The sequence below is a fragment of the Mesorhizobium qingshengii genome, from assembly GCF_900103325.1.
In the GTDB taxonomy this organism is placed as follows: domain Bacteria; phylum Pseudomonadota; class Alphaproteobacteria; order Rhizobiales; family Rhizobiaceae; genus Mesorhizobium; species Mesorhizobium qingshengii.
This window is the reverse complement of record NZ_FMXM01000020.1, coordinates 113,432-133,564: the sequence shown is the minus strand read 5'-3', so window position 1 is coordinate 133,564 and position 20,133 is coordinate 113,432. Positions and strand designations below refer to the sequence as shown.

Here is a 20,133-nt window from a genome sequence, read left to right as displayed (position 1 = left end):
GGTGAAAGTCACGTTTAAGGTGAATTCAGGCATAAGAAAAACCCGCGCCAGCCGTGCCAGCGCGGGTTCCCCAAATCAGAATTGCGAATGCTTGGGAAGCGCTGGTCTTTAAGCGACAGCGCTTTCAAAAGCGTTCGGCGTGGTGTTCTTCAGATATTCGAGCGCCACCTTGGCCTTGGCCACGAGTGCCGCGAAAGCCTGCGGCTCATGGATGGCCATGTCCGACAGGATCTTGCGATCGATCTCGATGCCAGCCTTGTTGAGGCCGTCAATGAAGCGGCCGTAGGTCAGGCCGTGCTCATGGGTCGCGGCATTGATGCGCTGGATCCACAGCGCGCGGAACGAGCGCTTGCGGTTCTTGCGGTCGCGATAAGCGTACTGCAGCGACTTTTCCACCGCCTGCTTGGCGATGCGGATGGTATTCTTGCGGCGGCCGTAGAAGCCTTTCGCGGCTTTCAGGACCTTCTTGTGCTTGGCGTGCGAGGTGACGCCTCTCTTTACGCGTGCCATGTCATGATCTCCTTAAAACGTGTCCGGACCGAATGCCTTAGAGGCCGTTCGGCAGAAAATTCTTGATGACCTTCTTGCCATCCGGTTCAGCCAGAACCATCGTGCCGCGGGCATTTCGAATGAACTTGTTGGAACGCTTGATCATGCCGTGACGCTTGCCGGCCGCAGCCGACAGGACTTTACCCGTACCTGTGATCTTGAACCGCTTTTTGGCGGCGGACTTGGTCTTCATCTTGGGCATTTTGCTACTCCGTATCGTGGGCGCACTATCGCGCTTTTGTTCGCTTCAGGCCGACCAAAGCCCGAAAAGCAAATGAAACCGCCACGGCATGCCCTGCCGGGCGGTTTTTCAGAACCGCGGTGCTATACGTCAAAGCAGGCGGCTGTGCAACACCTCCTGCGCCGCGCGTTCCCGGAACGTCAGGACGCGACGCTGGGTCCTCGTCAGGGAAGCGTGAACCAGATTGGCAGCATGCCCGACTGCTGGGCGCCATCGATCAGTTCGAAGGCCGGCAGCGCGATCAGGAACACCAGCCCGTCGAGCAGCGTGGTCAACAGCAGGCACGGCCTGAAGCTGCCGGTATCGCCCTCCTGGTAGAGCGAAAGCTTCGGGAAGAAGCGCGGTACCCTCGCCAGATAGGCCGCGTACGGCGCGCCAAGCGCTTCCGTGAGGAATTTCTCCTCGCGCAGGATGACGATATGGAAGGCGCCCGCGCACAGGACAGCAAAGAGAATGATGCCGGAGAACGAGCCGATCTGCGCGCCGACGCCGGCCGCGGCCACTGTCGAGAACACGTAGAGCGGGTTGCGGGTGATCGAGTAGGGCCCGCCAGTCACCACCTCGGAAGACTTGCGTCCGCCTATGTAGAGCGTCGCCCAAAGGCGCCCGACAATGCCGAGGAAAATCAGCAGCACGCCGAACATCTCGATCGACTCGTGGACCGGCGTGTCGGGCGGGAAGGTCGACTGGCCGAACAGCAGCGCCAAAAACAGCACCACCACGAGCACGGCAAGCACCAGCCTACGCATCTGCTGGTAGTTGCCCAGCCCGTACTTGAGTTCATTGTCCAAGGGAGGAATCCGATCGTCGAAGAGCCTGATGCATGTCGCCTAAAATTGACCCGGTTTTGGGAGAACGACATGCATAAAAACAGAACCGGCGATCGCGGCTTTGGCCCAGAAACAGGCGTCCCGCCGATCGCCGGGACGCCCTGTAGCACAATTCAGGCGGATTTGGAGCGCGATAACAAGCCTGACGTCATCGTGACCTAGCGAGGCGACAGCACCATCATCATCTGGCGGCCTTCAAGCTTCGGTTCCGCCTCGACCTTGGCGATGGTCGCGACTTCCTCGCGCACCTTGTTCAGAAGTTGCATGCCGAGTTCCATGTGCGCCATCTCGCGGCCGCGGAAACGCAGTGTCAGCTTGACCTTGTCGCCTTCCTCGAAGAAGCGGCGAACCGCCTTCATCTTGGTCTCGTAGTCATGGCTGTCGATGTTCGGGCGCATCTTGATCTCCTTGATCTCGATGACCTTCTGGTTCTTGCGCGCCTCGGCCGCCTTCTTCTGGTTGGCGTATTTCAACTTGCCGAGATCGAGGATCTTTACGACTGGGGGCACCGCATTGGGCGATATCTCGACCAGATCGAGCCCGGCCTCTTCGGCGAGCAGCAATGCGTCGTTGATGGAAACATCGCCGCGGTTCTGGCCTTCGGCGTCGATAAGCTGGACCCGGGGAACCCGGATATCACGGTTTGAGCGCGGGCCATCCTTGGTCGGCGCCGCTGCTTTGAAAGGTCTGCGAATGGTCGTGGTCTCCTTGGCCGTTTCGTTCAGGGTTTGCAGGTCTTGATGCGTGAACGCGCCAATGTGGTGAGCGCGCGGGCGGAGTCAATAGCACAGCATTGACAGGAAATCACCCTGATCGCTGACCTGCACCAAACAAAGAATGATCGCGAGCACTTTTCGCCACGCCACTGGCTGTGTCACAAGACCCTTCGCCAAAAGACCGGCGTGAGGAAAAAGCCATGACTGCCACGCCCCCTGTCTTCCTGGACGTCGATGGATCAAGCATCGCGGTGCGCCACACGGCTGGCACGACGCCCGGCATCGTCTGGCTCGGCGGCTACAAGTCGGACATGCTGGGCACGAAGGCCGAGACGCTGTCGGATTGGGCGGCAAGAGAAGGGCGCGCCTTCCTGCGACATGACTATTCCGGCCATGGCGAATCCGGAGGCGTCTTTGCCGATGGCACGATTTCGAAATGGCTTTCGCAAAGCCTTGCCGTGTTCCGGCACTTCACCAGGGGCAAGCAGATCCTGGTCGGCTCATCGATGGGGGCCTGGATCGCGCTGCGCATGGTGCAGGAACTGCGCAAGGCAGGCGACAGCAACGTCGCCGGCCTGGTGCTGCTGGCGCCGGCGCCGGATTTTACCGTCGAGCTGGTCGAACCGGTGCTGACCGAGGCGCAGAAGCGCGATCTGGCCGCAAGAGGCCTCTTCGAGGAGCCGTCGGACTATTCCAGCGAGCCGTACATCTACACACGCGCGCTGATCGAGGACGGGCGCAACAACCGGGTGATGGCAGGCCCGATCGACACGCATTGCCCGGTGCACATCTTGCAGGGACTGGCCGATCTGGACGTGCCGGCAAGCCACGCGCTCAAGCTGGTCAGTCTGCTGCCCGCGGACGATGTGACATTGTCACTGATCCCCGACGGTGATCATCGCCTGTCGCGGCCGCAGGATCTCGAGATGCTTGTACGGACCGTCGACGCGATGGCGCGGAGGGAGAACTGATGCGCGTTTCCATACCGATATCCGCCTTTGTCGCGGCAATCGTCGGCTTTGGCGGCACGCTGGCCATCGTCATCGCCGCCGCCAAGGCGGTCGGCGCGACGCAGGTCGAGACAGCGAGTTGGGTGACGGCGATTTGCCTGGCGATGGCGATCGAGTGCCTGTGGCTATCCTGGCGCACGAAGATGCCGGTCATCACCGCATGGTCGACGCCGGGCCTGGCGCTGATCGCCGCGTCGAGCGGCTTCTCGATGGGCGAGGCGGTCGGCGCCTTCATCGTCACCGGCATCCTCCTGATTGCCACCGGCCTGTTCGGACCGCTGACGCGGCTGATCGCCAGGATACCGCCGTCGGTGGCATCGGGCATGCTGGCTGGCATCCTCGTCAGTTTCGCCGTCAACGCAGTCAAGGCCATCCCCGCCGATCCCTGGCTGATCCTGCCGCTGATCGCGGCCTTTTTCGTCATCAGGCTGTTCAATCCGGCGGTGTCGGTGCTGGTGGTGCTGATCGGCGGCGGCCTCGCCGCTTTCCTGACAGGCCGCGTCGGTGGCCTGCCGACACCGGAACTGTCGACGCTGACGCTGATCACACCGCAGTTCAGCGCCGCCGCGATCATCGGCCTGGCGCTGCCGCTCTACCTCGTCACCATGGCTTCGCAGAACCTCTCCGGGCTCGCCGTGCTGCGCGCCGCCGGCTATCACCCGGAGCCCGGCCCGCTGATCGGCGTCACCGGCCTGTTTTCGCTGCTGTCGGCGCCGTTTGGCGGCTCGACCACCAATCTGGCCGCGATTTCGGCGGCGATCTGCACCGGGCCGGACGTCCACCCCGATCCCGCCGAACGCTGGAAGACCGGCCCGTTCTATGCGCTCGCCTACATCGTCTTTGCCATATTCGGGGCTTCGCTGGTGGCGATCTTCGCCGTCCTGCCGCAAAGCCTGATCGTGCTGGTGGCCGGCCTGGCGCTGATGGCGCCGCTTGCCAACGCCCTGTCGATCGCCCTGAAGGACGAAGGCGAACGCATGGCCGCCACCGTTACCTTTGCCGTCACCGCGTCAGGACTGACGCTGTTCGGCGTCGGCGCCGCATTCTGGGGGCTGGTCGCGGGCCTGGCCGTTCTTTTCCTCGAAGCATTCAAAAAGCAACAATCATTTCAGCCTCTTGTCCGGTTTTGGCGGACATTGTCTTGAATCGCCGTTTTCTTCTTCCCATTTCGATTCCACGCAGCCGGGTTTGGCTGTCTCCAACCGAAGGAATGGGAGAAAATGAACACATCCGCATTGATCCGTCCGGCCTGGACGCCGGCAACCATCGCGTTGATGGTGATCGGCTTCATGGTGTTCTGGCCACTCGGCTTCGCCATGCTCGCCTACATCATCTGGGGCGACCGCCTCGATGGCTTCAAGCGTGACGTCAACCGGGCGACCGACGGCATCTTCGCCGGCTGCCGCCGCGGTTCCGACAAGGCCGCCCGCTGGGGTCACGGCTCCGCCCGCACCGGCAACGTCGCTTTCGACGACTGGCGCGAAAAGGAACTCGAGCGCCTGAACGAAGAGCGCCGCAAGCTCGACGAGATGCTGACCCAGTTCGACGAGTACGCCCGCGAACTGCGCCGCGCCAAGGACCAGGATGAGTTCGACCGCTTCATGGCGAACCGCAACAAGGCGACGGCGCCGACGAAGACCGATCCGAGCACCGGGACGACGGCCAGCAAGCGTGGCAAGGGTTCGAACCTGCTTGACGACTAAGGCCAGGCGACAGGCCAGATCGTGAAAAAACGGCGTCGCGCGAGCGGCGCCGTTTCTTTTTTGTTCTATTCGTTTTCCTCGAATCGCGTATCGTCCGGCCATGTCTTTCGGCTTCTTCCGCAACCTGACAAAACCCAAGCCCGCGCCTGTCCAAGAGCGGGAGCATGTCGTTGCCGGGCGGTCATTGCCGCTCAAGATCGTCGAGAACGATCGCGCCCGGCGGCTGACACTGCGCATCGATTCCGGTGGCCGTGGCCTGCGCATCACAGTGCCGCCGGGCCTGCGCCGGGGCGAGGTGGAAAAATTCCTCGACCGCCATCAGGAGTGGCTGGAACAGCGGCTGGCCAAGGTGCCCAACCGGCCGCAGGTACGGCCCGGCATCAAGGTCCCGGTGCGCGGCGTGCCGCACCGCATCGTCCATGAGCCCTCGAAACGTGGCACCGTCACCGTGTCGCGCGACGAGCGCGGTCCGCTGCTGATCGTGCATGGCGAGCGCGTGCACCTGCCGCGCCGCATCGCCGATTTCCTCAAGCGCGAAGCCAAGCGCGAGATCGAGGCCCTGGTGGTCAAGCACACGCAGGCGCTCGGCAAGCGCGCCAAGGCGATCCGGTTCAAGGACACATCAAGCCGCTGGGGCTCGTGCACCTCGGACGGCAATCTGTCGTTTTCCTGGCGCATCATGATGGCCCCGGCGCCGGTCATAAATTACCTCGTCGCGCATGAGGTCGCCCATCTCAAGGAGATGAACCACGGCCCGAAATTCTGGAAATTGTGCGAACAGCTTTGCCCGGACACCGAGCGCTGCAAGGCCTGGCTGAAGCGCAATGGCGGCGCCTTGCAGGCGATCGCGTTCGAGTAGGTGACGGGCGACAAGGTGACGGGCGACGATTCAATCGTCGTTGGCGGCATTGAGGTCCTCGGGCCGCAGCCCCTCGTCGTCATGACGCGGCCACGGCAGGAATTTGCTGTCGAAGGCATCGCTGCCGAAATAGTCGAGCGCCCGATGCGCCTCGGTGCCGTTGAAGGCGGCCTTGTCCACCAGATGAGCGATAACCTCGCGCGCCTGCGCGATCTTCTGCCTGAGTTCGGCAACTGTTCTGTCCGCCATGATTCTGCTCCCGCCTTGCGTCCTGTCCATCATAGGTAGCGCCTTTAGCCTCGTCGGCAAACAGCATGCTTTTTCTCGACTCTTATCGCTTTTCGTGCCAATCCCGCGCCATGGCGCTTGACATCAAGATCTGCGGCTTGAAGACGGACAAGGCATTGGCCGCGGCAGTGGCCGGCGGCGCCAGCCATGTCGGCTTCATTTTCTTTGCCAAAAGCCCGCGCTATGTCGAGCCAGCCGAGGCCGGCCGTCTGCGCGAGGCGGCGCGCGGCAAGGCAATCGCGGTTGCTGTCAGCGTCGATGCAAGCGACGCCTTCCTCGATGAGATCGTCGAAAAGATGCAGCCCGACATGCTGCAGTTGCACGGCTCGGAAACACCCGAGCGCGTGGCCGAGGTCAAGGCCCGCCATGGACTGCCCGTGATGAAGGCGCTGCCGCTCAGCGAGGCTGCCGATCTGGAACGGATAAAGCCGTTCATCGGCGTTGCCGACCGGTTCCTGTTCGACGCCAAGCCGCCGAAAGGCTCGGAACTGCCGGGGGGCAACGGCGTCGCCTTCGACTGGCGCATTCTCGCCGGCCTTGACGCCGGCGTCGATTACATGCTTTCCGGTGGGCTCAACGCCGCCAACATCGGCGATGCCCTTCGGCTTGCCAACCCGCCCGGAATAGACATTTCTTCAGGCGTGGAAAGCGCGCCAGGCGTCAAGGACCCGGCGCTGATCGAACAGTTCTTCCGGGCCGTCAGGGCAGCACGCGACAACCGCGCCGCCTGACCGGCTCAAACCAGAGCATGTCCCGGAAAAATGGGAACCGGTTTTCCGACAAGGACAGGCTCGCAAGTCAAGATGCAGGAGATCGGCAATGGACAAGCCGGCGACACCCAATTCCTTCCGCACCGGACCCGACGAACAGGGCATGTTCGGCATTTTTGGCGGTCGTTTCGTTGCCGAAACGCTGATGCCGCTGATCCTCGATCTCGAGCGGAACTGGAACGAGGTCAAGAACGATCCGGATTTCAAGGCTGAACTCACGGACCTCTCGACCCACTACGCCGGACGGCCGTCGAAGCTCTATTTCGCGGAAGGGCTGACCAGGCATCTTCGTGAGGTTTCCTCGGCGAAGGGCCTTGGGGGCGGCGCCAAGGTCTATTTCAAGCGCGAGGACCTGAACCACACCGGCTCGCACAAGATCAACAACTGCCTCGGCCAGATCCTGCTGGCCAAGCGCATGGGCAAGAAGCGCATCATCGCCGAGACGGGCGCTGGCCAGCATGGCGTGGCGTCCGCCACCGTCGCAGCCCGCTTCGGCTTTCCCTGCGTCGTCTATATGGGCGCCACCGACGTCGCCCGTCAGAGCCCGAATGTCTTCCGCATGAAGCTGCTGGGCGCCGAAGTGCGGCCGGTGACCGCCGGCCACGGCACGCTCAAGGACGCCATGAACGAGGCGCTGCGCGACTGGGTAACCAATGTCGAGGACACCTACTATTTGATCGGCACCGCCGCCGGCCCGCACCCCTATCCGGAGCTGGTGCGCGACTTCCAGTCGGTGATCGGTTCGGAGGCACGCGCGCAGATCCTCGAACAGGAAGGCCGGTTGCCGGACACCATCATCGCCTGTGTCGGCGGCGGCTCGAACGCAATCGGCATGTTCCATCCCTTCCTCGACGACAAGGAGGTTCGCATCATCGGCATCGAAGCCGGTGGCCGTGGCCTCGACGGCATCGAGCACTGCGCCTCGATGAATGCCGGGAGGCCCGGCGTGCTGCACGGCAATCGCACCTATCTCCTGCAGAATTCCGACGGGCAGATCATGGACGGCCATTCGATCTCGGCCGGCCTGGATTACCCCGGTGTCGGCCCGGAGCATTCCTGGCTGCGCGACAGCGGCCGCGTCGAATATGTGCCGATCCTCGACGACGAGGCGCTGGAAGCGTTCAAGCTGACGACACGCGTCGAAGGCATCATCCCGGCGCTGGAATCGGCGCACGCCATCGCCCATGCGGTGAAGATCGTGCCGGCCATGGACAAGGACCAGATCGTCATCGTCAACCTGTCCGGCCGCGGCGACAAGGACGTGCATACGGTTGCCAGCATGCTGGGCATGGAGATCTGATCATGGCTACTCGTATCGACCGCCGCATGGCGAAGCTGAAGACCGAGGGCCGCCCGGCGCTCGTCACCTATTTCATGGGCGGCGACCCGGACTACGACACCTCGCTGTCGATCATGAAGGCATTGCCGGCGGCGGGTGCCGACATCATCGAACTTGGCATGCCGTTTTCCGACCCGATGGCCGATGGCCCGGCGATCCAGGCAGCGGGCTTGAGGGCGCTCAAAGGCGGCCAGACGCTGGTCAAGACGCTGAAGATGGCGTCGGAATTCCGCGTCGGCGACAATGAGACGCCGATCGTGCTGATGGGCTACTACAACCCGATCTACATCTACGGCGTCGACCGTTTCCTCAAGGACGCCATTGCCAGCGGCATTGATGGGCTGATCGTCGTCGACCTGCCGCCGGAGATGGACGAGGAACTGTGCATTCCGGCACTGAAGGCCGGCATCAATTTCATTCGGCTGGCGACGCCGACCACCGACGACAAGCGCCTGCCCAAAGTGCTCCAGAACACATCCGGCTTCGTTTATTATGTCTCGATGACCGGCATCACAGGCTCGGCGCTGGCCGACACCGGCAAGGTGGCGGCGGCGGTGAAGCGCATCAAGGGCCATACCGATCTGCCGGTCTGCGTCGGTTTCGGCGTCAAGACCGCCGAGCAGGCGCGCGTGATCGGCGCCAATGCCGATGGCGTGGTCGTCGGCACAGCGATCGTCAATGCGGTCGCCAATGTTCTGGGGCCGAAAGGCGAGAAGACAGCCGACCCGGCCGAAGCCGTCGCCACGCTGGTCAGCGGTCTTGCGCAGGGCGTGCGCTCGGCCCGCCTTGCTGCCGCCGAATAGTTTTCCTACCTCAGGTCTTGTTGTTATCCCAAAACCGGTTCCAACTTTTGGGCGACATGCACTAACTCTTCGTCAGGACAGGAGCCGAAGCGATGAACTGGATCACCAATTACGTTCGCCCGAAGATCAATTCGATGCTCGGCCGGCGCACCGACATGCCCGAGAATCTCTGGATCAAGGATCCGGAGACCGGCGAAATGGTGTTCCACAAGGATCTGGAGTCCAACCAGTTCGTCATTCCGTCCTCCGGCCATCACATGAAGATCTCGGCCAAGGAGCGGCTGAAATTCTTTTTCGACGGCGGCAAGTACGAGACCCTGGACAATCCCAAGGTCATGCAGGACCCGCTGAAATTCCGCGACGAGAAACGCTATGTCGACCGCCTGAAGGACGCCAAGGCCAAGACCGGCCTGGAAGATGCGATCATCAACGCGCTGGGAACCGTCGAAGGCCTGCCGGTTGTGGTCACGGTGCAGGACTTCGCCTTCATGGGTGGCTCGCTCGGCATGGCTGCCGGTGACGCCATCGTTCATGGTTTCGAAGTCGCCCTGCAGCGAAAGCGGCCGCTGATCCTGTTCGCCGCCTCCGGCGGCGCCCGCATGCAGGAAGGCATCCTGTCGCTGATGCAATTGCCGCGCACCACGGTCGGCGTCGACCGGCTGAAGGAAGCCGGCCTTCCCTACATCGTCGTGCTGACCAACCCGACCACCGGTGGCGTCACCGCTTCCTACGCCATGCTGGGCGACGTGCACATCGCCGAACCCGGCGCACTGATCGGTTTTGCCGGACCGCGCGTCATTGAACAGACCATCCGGGAAAAGCTGCCGGACGGCTTCCAGCGCGCCGAGTATCTGATGGAGCACGGCATGGTCGACATGGTTGTGTCGCGGCTGGAGATGCGCGAAACGATCGCACGCTTGCTGAAGATGCTGCTCAAGGTGCCGGAAGAGCAAAAGCCGCTGGAGCCGGAAATCCTGCCGCCGGTAACAATTCCGGCGGAGGCACGACCACAGGCCTGACGCGACATTCTTCGCCGCGAACCGCGATTCCGATTTTCGGGGTCATGCGCTAGGATTCCCATATGACGACGCTTGCCGCAGACCGCGAAATCGAAGCCCTGATGGCGCTTCATCCGAAGGGCTTCGACCTTTCGCTCGACCGCATTTCCAGGCTGCTGGAGCGGCTCGGCAACCCGCAGGACCGGCTGCCGCCGGTGATCCACATCGCCGGCACAAACGGCAAGGGCTCCTGCGCGGCGTTTTCGCGCGCACTGCTCGAAGCGGCGGACTACCGCGTCCATGTCCACACCTCGCCGCATCTGGTGAACTGGCACGAGCGCTACCGGCTGGCCGCCGATGGCGGCGGCAGGCTGGTTGACGACAAGGTTTTCGCCGATGCCATCGCCCGCGTCGCCAGGGCCAATGAGGGTGAGACGATCACCGTCTTCGAGATTCTCACCGCCGTCACCTTCCTGTTGTTTTCCGAGCATCAGGCCGATGCCGCCATCATCGAGGTGGGGCTCGGCGGCCGCTTCGACGCCACCAATGTCATCAAGGAACCAGCCGTGTCGGTGATCATGCCGGTGTCGCTCGACCACGAGGCCTATCTCGGCGACCGTGTCGAACTGATCGCCGCCGAAAAGGCCGGCATCATCAAGCGCGGTTGCCCGGTCGTCATCGGCGCGCAGGAAAGCGAGACGGCGCTGCAGGTGCTGATCGAAACCGCCGAGCGGCTTGAGTGTCCGACCTTCGTCTACGGCCAGGATTTCCTCGCCTTCGAGGAAAACGGCCGCATGGTCTATCAGGACGAGGACGGCTTGATGGACCTGCCGCCGCCCAGGCTGCCCGGGCGCCACCAGTTCGCCAATGCCGCCGCGGCGATCGCGGCGGTGAAGGCGGCCGGCTTCGAGGTCAGCCATCGCGCCGCCGAAAAGGCGATGATCAATGTCGCCTGGCCCGGCCGCATGCAGAAGCTGGCGCAGGGCCGGCTGGCGGAGCTGGCGCCAAAGGGCGCCGACATCTGGCTCGACGGCGGCCACAATCCGGGCGCCGGCGTGGTCGTTGCCGAAGCGCTGGCCGAGCAGGAAGAAAAGAATCCGCGTCCGCTTTTCCTCATCTCGGGAATGATCAACACCAAGGACCAGAGCGGCTATTTTCGCGCCTTCAAGGGGCTGGCCCGGCATGTCTACACGGTGCCGGTGAGCGCGAGCGACGCCGGCGTGCCAAACGACGAACTGGCGGTCCGCGCCACAGAAGCCGGGCTGACGGCCGAACCGGTGAGTTCCGTCGCCAACGCACTGATGCTGCTGCGCGACACCTGGGACGGCCCCCCGCCGCGCATCCTGATCGGCGGGTCGCTTTATCTGGCTGGGGCGGTGCTGGCTGAAAACGGCACGCCGCCGACATGATCAAGGTAAAGCAGCTCGCTCACGTTTGCATCTTCGCGAATGACCTTGACGTGACGCGAAGCTTCTATTGCGACGTCCTCGGCATGGACACCCAATTCAATTTCCTGCGTGACGGCAAGATTTTCGGATTCTACCTCAATTGCGGCGGTCGCAGCCACATCGAGGTGTTCCAGAAGGACGGAGCCCGCTACAGCGACCTGAACCAGATCAACCATCTCTGCCTCGAGGTGGAAGACATCGACGCCGCAATCGCCCACATCAGGTCGAAGGGAATAGACGTCACGCCGAGGAAACTCGCCTGCGACGACACCTACCAGGCCTGGCTTCGCGACCCCAACGACGTGAAGATAGAGCTGTTCGAGTATACCGAAAGAAGTGCGCAATTCGCCGGGGGCGATCGTATCGCCGATTGGTAATCGCGCCTGCCGGCCCTGACGTGGCCTTGGTGGATTACTTCAGCTCGATCTCGATAAAGGCGTATTCGCCCTCATTGGCATTGATGACGTCGTGTTCGACGCCCTTCTTGCGGAAATAGGGGGCGCCCTTCTTCATTTCGGCAAAGGATTCGCCCTCCTTGGTCAACAGCTTCACCTTGCCGTCCATCAGCGGCACGACGACATAGTCGTGGCCGTGGCGATGCCAGCCGGTGTTGTCGCCGGGCGCGAAGCGGTATTCGGTGACGATGACGCGCTCATTGTCGATGAAGACGGTGGCCTTGGCGGATCCGGTCATGGGGTTCTCCTGTCTGCCTCAAGCAGACGACATGGAGTGCCCGCACGCGAGGGCCAGAGCGGCGCAGCGATGGCGCCAACAAAAAGCCCGCGCGAGGCGGGCTTTGTTCAATCCTGATGTTGGGGCTCAGAGGTTGCCATTAACCCAGTGCGACAGCGAGGTCTTGGGCGCGGCACCGATCTTTCTGTCAGCCTCTGCGCCGCCCTTGAATATAACAAGCGTCGGGATCGAGCGCACGCCGAATTGGGCGGCAAGCTCGGGATTCTCGTCGATGTTCAGCTTCGCGATCTTCACCTTGGCACCAAGTTCGGTGGCGATGTCTTCCAGCGACGGGGCGATCATCTTGCAGGGGCCGCACCATTCCGCCCAGAAATCTACCACGACCGGTACGCTGGCGTCGAGCACAGCGGTCTGGAAATTGCTCTTGTCGACCTTGACGGTGGCACCCATGCGGAAATCCTTTCGAGAGTTTTTGTCGCACCAAATGTGGTGGTGATCGGGCCCTTCTTCAAGCAGGTGTTGTGTCACGCTCCCGTGAGTCGAGCAAGGGCGTCATCCATGGCGCCGGCCGGCAGTTCGATCAGCCGCGGCGCCTCGGTGAACAGCAGGGCCGCCCGGATCGCGCGTCCGGGATAGAGCGGCTGCAGCAGGGCGCGATAAAGCGCGAGCTGGAGGACATAAGCCGGAGGAACCTCGGCCAAAGAGGCGGGCGCCGGCCGGTTGGTCTTGTAGTCGACGATCGACACTGTGTCCGATGTCACCGCCAGCCGGTCGATCTTGCCGGAAATCGAGCGCTTTTTGCCCTTCACCTCGAGGCTGCCCATGATCGCGACCTCGGCACGCGACGACGGCGCAAACAGTGTGCCGAGGCGGGGGTCGGCAAGGATGGCTGTGACCGACGCCAAGGCTTTTCCGCGCTCGGATTGAGTCCAGTCCGCACCCGTTCGCGCGAGATAGCGTTCCGCAGCGCTCTGGCGCTCGCCCTCGGCAATGCCGGGCAACATCTGCAGCAGTTTATGCAGGGCCAGCCCGCGCATCACGGCAAAGCCCGGCTCGGTATCGGCATCCAGCACCGGCGAAGCCTTGTCGACCACGGCTTCCTTGCCTTCCTCGATCAGCGCCGAGGCGCCGGATGGCGACAGCGGACGCGGCAAGTCCTCGAACGGCGGCAAGGACCGGAACAGGCTTGCCGGCAACGTCCCGAAAACGTGCGTTTGCCGTGCCTGTTCGCTCGAGCTTGGCGTGACGGGCGGCAGCTTGGTCACGTGAAAACGATGCACGGGCTCGCCACCGGCGGGGTGCGCACGCTGTTCGCTTTCCGGCGCGCCGATCAGGGCGCGGCTGACGATCGAATGCCAGGTGCCGGTGTTCGGCGCCCGCTTGCCATGATAGCCGCAGACGATCAGCCGGTCCTCGGCGCGGGTCATGCCGACATAGAGCAGCCGGCGATATTCGTCGTCGGCGAGTTCCCGTGCTCTCGCAGCCGCTGTCTTCGAGAAGCCATTGGCGACATCGCTGGCCGAGCGCCAGAGATAGCCCTTGCCGTCCCAATATGTGCCCGAACCATCGAAAGGCATCAGGCGCGGCAGATGCTGGTCGCTGAACGGGGCGGAGCCGCCATCGACCAGGAACACCACCGGTGCCTCCAGGCCCTTGGCGGCATGCACGGTCATGACGCGAACCTCGTCGCGGGTCTGGTCCATCTCGCGCTTGATCTCGGGGCCGGCGTTCTCCAGCGTCGAGAGAAAGGCTTCCAGCCCCGGCAGGCCGGTTCGCTCCTCGGCAAGGCAGAAGCTCAGGAACTCGTCGAGGATATCGCCGGCTTCGGGTCCGAGCCGCGCGATCATCTTGCTGCGCACGCCATCGCGCGCCAGCAGGCCGGCATAGAACTCGAACACCGGCTTGAAGGCCGCTTCGTTCGTCCAGATGTCGAGCTGGGCGACAGCCGCCGCAAGTCGCTCGCTTTCGCCGGCATGGCGGCGCAGCGACGCGATCAGCGACAGGCCGGGTGGCCGCTCCGCCGCGAGCGTGAAAAGTGCCTCTTCCGGCAGATCGAAGATCGGGCTGCGCAGGACGGCGGCAAGCGACAGATCGTCCTGCGGCTGAATGAGGAGATGGCCGAGCGCGATCAGGTCCTTGACCGCGATATGGCCAGGCAGGCTCAGCCGGTCGGCGCCGGCGACCGGAATGTCGCGGCGTTTCAAGGCGCGGGTCAGCGCGTGGACGAAGCGATCGCGCTTGCGCACCAGCACCAGCACGTCGCCCGGCCGCAGCCGCTTGCCGCGGCCTTCGATGACCTCGCCGGCGCCGATCCAGCCGGCAATGGTGGCGGCGACATTCTCGGCGACGCGCACCGCCGGCGCATGGGCATGGTCGATGGCCTGGGTCCAGTCGTCGGGCTCGTCGACGACGTCGGCGCCGAGCGACGGCCAGACCTCGACATAGCCCGGCGCGTCGGTGCGGATCGCCTTGTGGCTCAGCGGATCGGGATCGTGGCTGATGCCGCGCCGCACGAGGGGATCGGCAAAGACGCGGTCGACCGCGGCCAGGACGTCATCGGTCGAGCGGAACGACCAGGTCAGCTTGAGGTCGGCGAAGGATGCTTCGGCGTCTCGCACCCTACCGGCAAACAACAGCCGGCTATCGGCGAAGGAGTCGGGCGCCGCGCCCTGAAAGGAATAGATCGACTGTTTCTCGTCGCCGACGGCAAAGACGGTACGATGGACCCTGTCGCGCGCGCCAAGGCCGGCAAAGAACTCCTCCGCCAGCCGCTTCACCACCTCCCATTGATCGGGGCTGGTGTCCTGCGCCTCGTCGAGCAGGATGTGGTCGATGCCCTGGTCGAGCTTGTACTGTACCCAGGGGCCGGCATCGGGCCGTGCCAGCAGGTTGACCGTGCGGGTGATGAGGTCGTTGAAGTCGAGAAAGCCGCGGCTGCGCTTCAGCACTTCGTAGCGGGCGATGAGCCAGTCGGCTATGATCAGCGCAGCCCGCGTGCCTTCCAGCATCCGGAACAGGGCCAGCCGGTCGACGGTTTCGACGATGGCATTGGCCGCTGAAACATAGCGCTCCACCAGATCCGGCAGCCGGTCGACCAGGGCCTTCTTGAAGGCCTTTGCCGGATCGTAGGTGTCGCCATCAGCCTTGAGGAAGGCCCTCGACAGCAATTGCAGACGGCGAACCGGGTCGCTTTCGGCGAAAGCCAGGCGCGCATAGGGCAGGATGTTGTTCAGCACCGTTCTGGCATCAGCAGCTTCCGCCGCATGGGCAAAGCCGGAAAAATAATCCGGCAGGAAGCCCGGCAACGGCCAGACCGACGCCGCTATGCCTTCGGCGGTCTGGCCGGGGCGAAACTGGAACTCATCGAACAGCGCCTGGAAATGCGAGCCGTCGCGCCCGACGGCGTCGATGAAATTGCGCAAACCGTCACGCTTGCGCACGATCTCGCCCAACAAGGCATCGAGACCAGCTTCGCCGCCACGATCGAGAATGGTGGCAAAGGCCTCGGCCAGATTCCTATCGCCGGCGGCCGAGATCATCTCGCGACGCGCGGCGGCAAACAGCGATGCCTCCATCTGGCTGTCGAGCATTTCGAAATGGGCAGGGATGTTGGCTTCCAGCGGGAACTGGTGGAGCGCCGATTCGCAGAAGGCATGAATGGTCTGGATCTTCAGCCCGCCCGGCGTTTCCAGCGCCTCGGCGAACAGGCGGCGGGCACGGCGCATGGTCTCGACATCGGGCCGGAGACCCTCCAGCGCCTCGACCCTTGCCGCCAGATCCGCGTCAGCGAGTGTTGTCCACTCCGATAGTGTCGAGAACACCCGGTTCGACATGTTGGCGGCGGCGGCGCGCGTATAGGTCAGGCACAGGATCTTTGACGGATCAGTGCCGCGCAGCAGCAGCCGGATGACGCGCTGGGCCAGCACATGGGTCTTGCCGGATCCGGCATTGGCCGAAACCCAGGCGGAATTCCTGGGATCGGCGGCGCGGGCCTGGCTGGAAGCCGTATCGCTTGGGATAGGATAGGCCTTCTTCATGCCTCCCCTCCCTCGTCGCCGGCATCGCCGCCGGCCGACCATTCGAGCACGCGGGCAAGATGGTCGTAGTCGCCATCGGTCTCGCCTTCGCGAAACGGCAGCGCGCGCGACAGATATCCGGTCGTGGGGTCGGCATAGTGGATCAGAAGCTTCTCCAGCCGCGCCCATGCCTCTTCGGCGAGATCGGTGGCGGTCCTGGGCTGGCGATTGTGCTCGAGGATCGATTCCTCGAACACCTCGCCATTCGGCTTCAACCGCACGAACGCCAGTTGCGACGGTTCGCGCGCGCCCAGATCCTTGAAAGCGCCGCGCCTGAGCAGCGCGCCTTCCAGCGCCAGTTGCGGTGCAAGCAGCGTGTGCGCCTGCGCCTTGGACGGCGACGAGCCCGTCTTGTAGTCCAGTATGTCGGCCATCCCGCCAGCCAGCAGGTCGACGCGGTCGGCGTAGCCGGACAGCGTCACGCCGGACTGGCCGACGACGGTCTTGCCGGCGCGCTCCTCGGCATGCCGCCGTATCACCGCGTCGGCGCGCGTGCGCTCCCATTCGACGATGTTGGCGGCGAGTTTCTCGAAACGCGGCCACCACACCGCCTCGACATCGGCCGGAAGGGCGGCTTCGGCAAAACAGGCCCGACCGGCTGAAATGAGGCCGGCCAGCGCATCCGGCGCGCGCGGATCGGCCACTTGCGCCGAGAAGAGATGCAGAATGGCGTGAAACAGCGTGCCGCGCTCGGCGGCACCCGGATCGCGGATGACCGGATCGAGCGGCATCAGGCCGAGGATCCGTCTTGCGTAGACGGCATAAGGGTCACGACGCAGGGTCTCGATCTCGGTGACCGAGAAATGGCTTGGGCGGACAGACAGCGGCGGCTTCGGCTGCGGTCGTGGCGCGAAGTCCTGCCTTGGGCCGGTATCGAGCGCGCGTGCCCAGGCGAGGAGCTCGTCGCCGCGCCGGCGCAACTCCCCCGCCTGTTCGTTGCCGATGAAGGTGAGGAGGCGCTGCAGCCAGCGCGACGGCACGGCGGGTGCGTCGCCGGCACGCGCCGAGCGGGCCAGCACCACTTTCTTGGCGCCCATGGCCATCTGGAAATCATGCGCGGCAAGGCCGATACGCCGTTCGGGCGGTTCGAGATCGATGCCGGTCTTCATCAACCTCGACATGAAGCGGTCGCTCTCTGGCTTGCGCGGCCACACACCCTCGTTGAGCCCGCCTATGACCAGCGTGTCGACATTCTGCAACCGGGCTTCCAGCGCGCCCCAGATGGCGATGTTCCTGTCGGTGCCCTGCGCCGGCTTGACCGTTTCAGGCGCGATCAGCGCGTCCATCACGTCCGGCCATTCGCTAGCCGCGAACGATAGCGATGCCGAAGCCGCGACCAGCCCGCGCAGCAATTCGGCAAGCTTTTCGCCAGCGTCACCGGCATAGAGTTCGCGAAGGCCGCCATCTTCGGCACGGCCGAGATTTTCGAGTGCCACGACGCTGGCCTTGACCAGCGCGGCAAGGTCTGCGTCCGCCTGGCCGCGGAAGGCCGCGAGCGGCGCCAATGCATGTTTGAGACGTTCAAGCACATTCCGCGCGCTTTCGATGGAGCGCACGGTCAGCCGGGAGAACCAGAAGGGTTGCCGGCTGACGCTGCCCAAGCCGGTGAGGCGGGCCTCGAAGAGTTCGGACAGTGAAGCGATGTCGGGGCGGCCGGTGCCGCCGCGTAGCGCCACCAGTTCGACCAGTTCGGCTGCGTGGCGCACATCGGCGCGTTGCAGGCCGAGGCCAAGCAGCGGGTGCTTGAGCAGCGACAGCAAGCCAACCGGATCGCCTGGCCGGAACACCGCTTCGAGCGCCAGCCTGAGCAGGCTGGCAGCCGGGGTGTTGGCGAGCGGCATGCCACCGGAATCGTCGGCGACGACGCCGAAGCGCAGAAGCTCGACCGAGACGCGGCGCGCCAGGGCGCGGTCGCCGGTGACGAGCGCAGCCCTCTGGCCGGCTTGCTCGACGGCCTGCTTGAGCGCGACGGCGATGGCGACGGCCTCGTCGCGTTCGCTGGCCGCCTCGAGCAGCGTCACGTCGGCGAAGGCACCGGCGATGGCGGCGGCTGAGAAACCAGCGCGTGTCTGGGCCCAGAGTTCGGTGGTCTCGGCCGGCCGCAACGCTTCACCGACAAGGGCGGCGCGAAGCGCAAGCGACGGCTCGGCCACGCCGATCTCCTCGACATCGCCGCGCCGCACGCCGATCTTGCCGATCAGCCTGGCCAAGCCATATTGCGGGTGGCCGAGCACGGCCGGACGCGCGCCAGGTGCGGCAATCGCCTGGAAGGACGCTTCGTCCAGCGTCCGGTCGAGACCGGGCAGCACGATGGCACCGCCGGGCAAGCGAGCAATCGCTGCAAGCAGCTCGGCCGTGGCGGGAATCGAGCCGGTGGATCCAGCGGCAATGACTGGTCCCGCAGGCGGATTGCGCTGCAGCCGCGCGGCCTCGGTACGGATCAGCGCGCTGCGGTGCGCGGCCGGATTGGAGCGATCGCGCTCCTCGAGGAATTTCGGCCAGGCGTCGGTGACGATGCCGAGGAATTCGAGGGTCACCTGCCACCATCCGGCAAGGTTGCCGGTGACCAGATCGGTGAGCTTTGCCCAGTCCGTGCCTTCCGTCTCGATCTCGTCCATCAGCCCCTCGAGATCGCGCGCCAGCCAGATCGCGTCGGCGGTAGAGGCCGGGATGACGATCTCCTCGGCGAACAGGGCCGCGACATGCTCCGGCAGCCGACGTTTCCAGGCGCGCACCAGCGGCGCCAGCAGAAGAAGGCGTTCGGTCGCCGCGATCGGCGGCGCGAGATCGATTGCCGCCGATGCCTCTGTTTCGAACGCAGCCTCATCCTCGTCGAACTCGCCGAGCGGACGGATGACCGGCAGGATCGCCGAACCGCCGCCACCGCGTGCCCGCAGGCAGTCGACGAAGGCACCTCGCAAAGCGCGCGCGGCACGGCGCGTCGGCACGTAGATGGTGACATCGGCCAGGGCGAGCGGGTCGCCGTCAAAGCGAAACCCCGGAACCAGGCGGCCGGCAAGCAGCGCCTCGGCAAGCGTCGGCAGAAACGGCGCTCCGGGAGGGATCGAGAAAACGCGGCTTGAGCCGCTCATTGCGACTCGGCTAGCGCGCCGGCGACCCCTGCTTCCGCGAGCGGAATGGCATCGGGTGTGCCGACGGTGATCCAGTGGCCGTGCATCGGCATGCCGAACAGGCGGCCGGCGGCAATGGCCGAATCGAAATAGGCGTTGAGCGAATGCGGCCCGGCAGGCGCATTCGTGAACAGGCGCGGATGAATGATTGCAGCCCCGGCATAGATCAGGCCCGCCGGATCGCCCTTTGACCGGCGCAGGGCACCATCCGGCGCCACCAGGAAATCGGTGCCGCCGCAGTGTCCGGTCGCCTGATGGAGATCCGCCAGCATCAGCAGAATATCCATTTTCGCCGCGTCCCATGCAAGGGCGAGGCGGTCGAGATTGAGGGGACCGTCGTCGATCCAGAAAGTGTCGGCGTTGAGGACATAGAAGGGCTGCTCGCCCAATTCCGGCAGCGCCTTGACGATGCCGCCGGCGGAATCGAGCAGCCGTTCGCTCTCATCGGAAATGATGATCCGCGGCGCGCGGCGCTTGGCGACATGGGCGACGATCTGTTCGGGAAAATAGTGGACGTTGACCACGGCCTTGCCGACACCGGCGGCGGCCAGGCTGTCGAGGCCCCAGTCGAGCAATGTCTTGCCAGCGATCCGGACCAGCGGCTTGGGGATGGTGTCGGTGACCGGCCGCATGCGCTTGCCAAGCCCGGCGGCAAGCACGATTGCGGTTTGGGGCACAA

General features: G+C 64.4%; 20 protein-coding genes. 10 read left to right on the top strand and 10 right to left on the bottom strand.

The genetic code is table 11. The annotated features are described in order from the left end of the window. Positions 1-108: 108 nt before the first annotated feature. From rplT to infC, 4 genes are all read right to left on the bottom strand, one after another. Positions 109-510, bottom strand: coding sequence for a 50S ribosomal protein L20 (gene rplT / locus BLS48_RS26390; protein ID WP_006201247.1), 402 nt, complete (start codon positions 508-510; stop codon positions 109-111). A 37-nt stretch (positions 511-547) separates the two neighbouring features. Continuing rightward, a complete protein-coding gene (rpmI, locus tag BLS48_RS26385; protein ID WP_006201248.1) occupies positions 548-751 on the bottom strand; it encodes a 50S ribosomal protein L35 in 204 nt (67 codons plus the stop codon). A gap of 203 nt (positions 752-954) precedes the next feature. Further along, positions 955-1,581 carry a methyltransferase family protein gene (locus BLS48_RS26380; protein WP_091584249.1) on the bottom strand — a complete coding sequence of 209 codons (627 nt, stop codon included), beginning with the start codon at positions 1,579-1,581 and terminating at the stop codon, positions 955-957. A gap of 197 nt (positions 1,582-1,778) precedes the next feature. Continuing rightward, complete coding sequence (infC, locus tag BLS48_RS26375; RefSeq protein ID WP_013528312.1) at positions 1,779-2,315, bottom strand: translation initiation factor IF-3; 537 nt, start codon at positions 2,313-2,315, stop codon at positions 1,779-1,781. A 221-nt stretch (positions 2,316-2,536) separates the two neighbouring features. Between infC and BLS48_RS26370 the strand changes: the two genes are divergently transcribed. The 4 genes from BLS48_RS26370 to BLS48_RS26355 all read left to right on the top strand — a co-directional run bounded on the left by BLS48_RS26370 (position 2,537) and on the right by BLS48_RS26355 (position 5,908). Beyond that, complete coding sequence (locus BLS48_RS26370; RefSeq protein ID WP_091584248.1) at positions 2,537-3,307, top strand: alpha/beta hydrolase; 771 nt, start codon at positions 2,537-2,539, stop codon at positions 3,305-3,307. Beyond that, positions 3,307-4,491 (top strand): benzoate/H(+) symporter BenE family transporter, encoded by a 1,185-nt coding sequence (locus BLS48_RS26365; RefSeq protein ID WP_091584245.1) that lies wholly within the window; start codon positions 3,307-3,309, stop codon positions 4,489-4,491. Before BLS48_RS26370 ends, BLS48_RS26365 begins: the two co-directional genes overlap by 1 nt. A 75-nt stretch (positions 4,492-4,566) precedes the next feature. Next, positions 4,567-5,049, top strand: a complete 483-nt coding sequence (locus tag BLS48_RS26360; protein ID WP_091584243.1) for a DUF2852 domain-containing protein — start codon at positions 4,567-4,569, stop codon at positions 5,047-5,049. A 100-nt stretch (positions 5,050-5,149) separates the two neighbouring features. Beyond that, a complete protein-coding gene (locus BLS48_RS26355; protein ID WP_091584242.1) occupies positions 5,150-5,908 on the top strand; it encodes a M48 family metallopeptidase in 759 nt (252 codons plus the stop codon). 30 nt (positions 5,909-5,938) lie between these two features. Here BLS48_RS26355 and BLS48_RS26350 read toward each other — a convergent pair whose 3' ends face one another. Then, a complete protein-coding gene (locus BLS48_RS26350; protein WP_091584239.1) occupies positions 5,939-6,157 on the bottom strand; it encodes a hypothetical protein in 219 nt (72 codons plus the stop codon). Positions 6,158-6,267: 110 nt separating this feature from the next. Between BLS48_RS26350 and BLS48_RS26345 the strand changes: the two genes are divergently transcribed. The 6 genes from BLS48_RS26345 to BLS48_RS26320 all read left to right on the top strand — a co-directional run bounded on the left by BLS48_RS26345 (position 6,268) and on the right by BLS48_RS26320 (position 11,931). Beyond that, a complete protein-coding gene (locus BLS48_RS26345; protein ID WP_091584297.1) occupies positions 6,268-6,927 on the top strand; it encodes a phosphoribosylanthranilate isomerase in 660 nt (219 codons plus the stop codon). A gap of 88 nt (positions 6,928-7,015) precedes the next feature. Continuing rightward, on the top strand, positions 7,016-8,266 hold the full coding sequence (gene trpB / locus BLS48_RS26340) for a tryptophan synthase subunit beta (RefSeq protein WP_091584237.1): 1,251 nt from the start codon (positions 7,016-7,018) through the stop codon (positions 8,264-8,266). A gap of 2 nt (positions 8,267-8,268) precedes the next feature. Then, positions 8,269-9,108: a tryptophan synthase subunit alpha gene (trpA, locus tag BLS48_RS26335; RefSeq protein ID WP_091584234.1), complete on the top strand. Its 840-nt coding sequence runs from the start codon at positions 8,269-8,271 to the stop codon at positions 9,106-9,108. A gap of 92 nt (positions 9,109-9,200) precedes the next feature. After that, the gene (gene accD / locus BLS48_RS26330) at positions 9,201-10,127 is read left to right on the top strand and encodes an acetyl-CoA carboxylase, carboxyltransferase subunit beta (RefSeq protein WP_091584232.1); all 927 of its coding nucleotides are present in this window, start codon (positions 9,201-9,203) and stop codon (positions 10,125-10,127) included. A gap of 62 nt (positions 10,128-10,189) precedes the next feature. After that, complete coding sequence (locus BLS48_RS26325; protein WP_091584229.1) at positions 10,190-11,515, top strand: bifunctional folylpolyglutamate synthase/dihydrofolate synthase; 1,326 nt, start codon at positions 10,190-10,192, stop codon at positions 11,513-11,515. Further along, positions 11,512-11,931: a VOC family protein gene (locus BLS48_RS26320; protein ID WP_091584227.1), complete on the top strand. Its 420-nt coding sequence runs from the start codon at positions 11,512-11,514 to the stop codon at positions 11,929-11,931. The genes BLS48_RS26325 and BLS48_RS26320 overlap by 4 nt, the downstream gene beginning before the upstream one ends. Positions 11,932-11,965: 34 nt before the next feature. Here BLS48_RS26320 and BLS48_RS26315 read toward each other — a convergent pair whose 3' ends face one another. The 5 genes from BLS48_RS26315 to BLS48_RS26295 form a co-directional block, all read right to left on the bottom strand. Next, positions 11,966-12,247 carry a cupin domain-containing protein gene (locus tag BLS48_RS26315; protein WP_091584225.1) on the bottom strand — a complete coding sequence of 94 codons (282 nt, stop codon included), beginning with the start codon at positions 12,245-12,247 and terminating at the stop codon, positions 11,966-11,968. A 126-nt stretch (positions 12,248-12,373) separates the two neighbouring features. Further along, positions 12,374-12,697: a thioredoxin gene (gene trxA / locus BLS48_RS26310; protein ID WP_091584223.1), complete on the bottom strand. Its 324-nt coding sequence runs from the start codon at positions 12,695-12,697 to the stop codon at positions 12,374-12,376. 74 nt (positions 12,698-12,771) lie between these two features. After that, complete coding sequence (addA, locus tag BLS48_RS26305) at positions 12,772-16,284, bottom strand: double-strand break repair helicase AddA (protein ID WP_091584220.1); 3,513 nt, start codon at positions 16,282-16,284, stop codon at positions 12,772-12,774. Then, positions 16,281-19,415, bottom strand: coding sequence for a double-strand break repair protein AddB (gene addB, locus BLS48_RS26300; RefSeq protein WP_091584218.1), 3,135 nt, complete (start codon positions 19,413-19,415; stop codon positions 16,281-16,283). Before addB ends, addA begins: the two co-directional genes overlap by 4 nt. Next, positions 19,412-20,131 carry a nucleotidyltransferase family protein gene (locus tag BLS48_RS26295; RefSeq protein WP_280142546.1) on the bottom strand — a complete coding sequence of 240 codons (720 nt, stop codon included), beginning with the start codon at positions 20,129-20,131 and terminating at the stop codon, positions 19,412-19,414. Before BLS48_RS26295 ends, addB begins: the two co-directional genes overlap by 4 nt. Positions 20,132-20,133 lie beyond the last annotated feature (2 nt).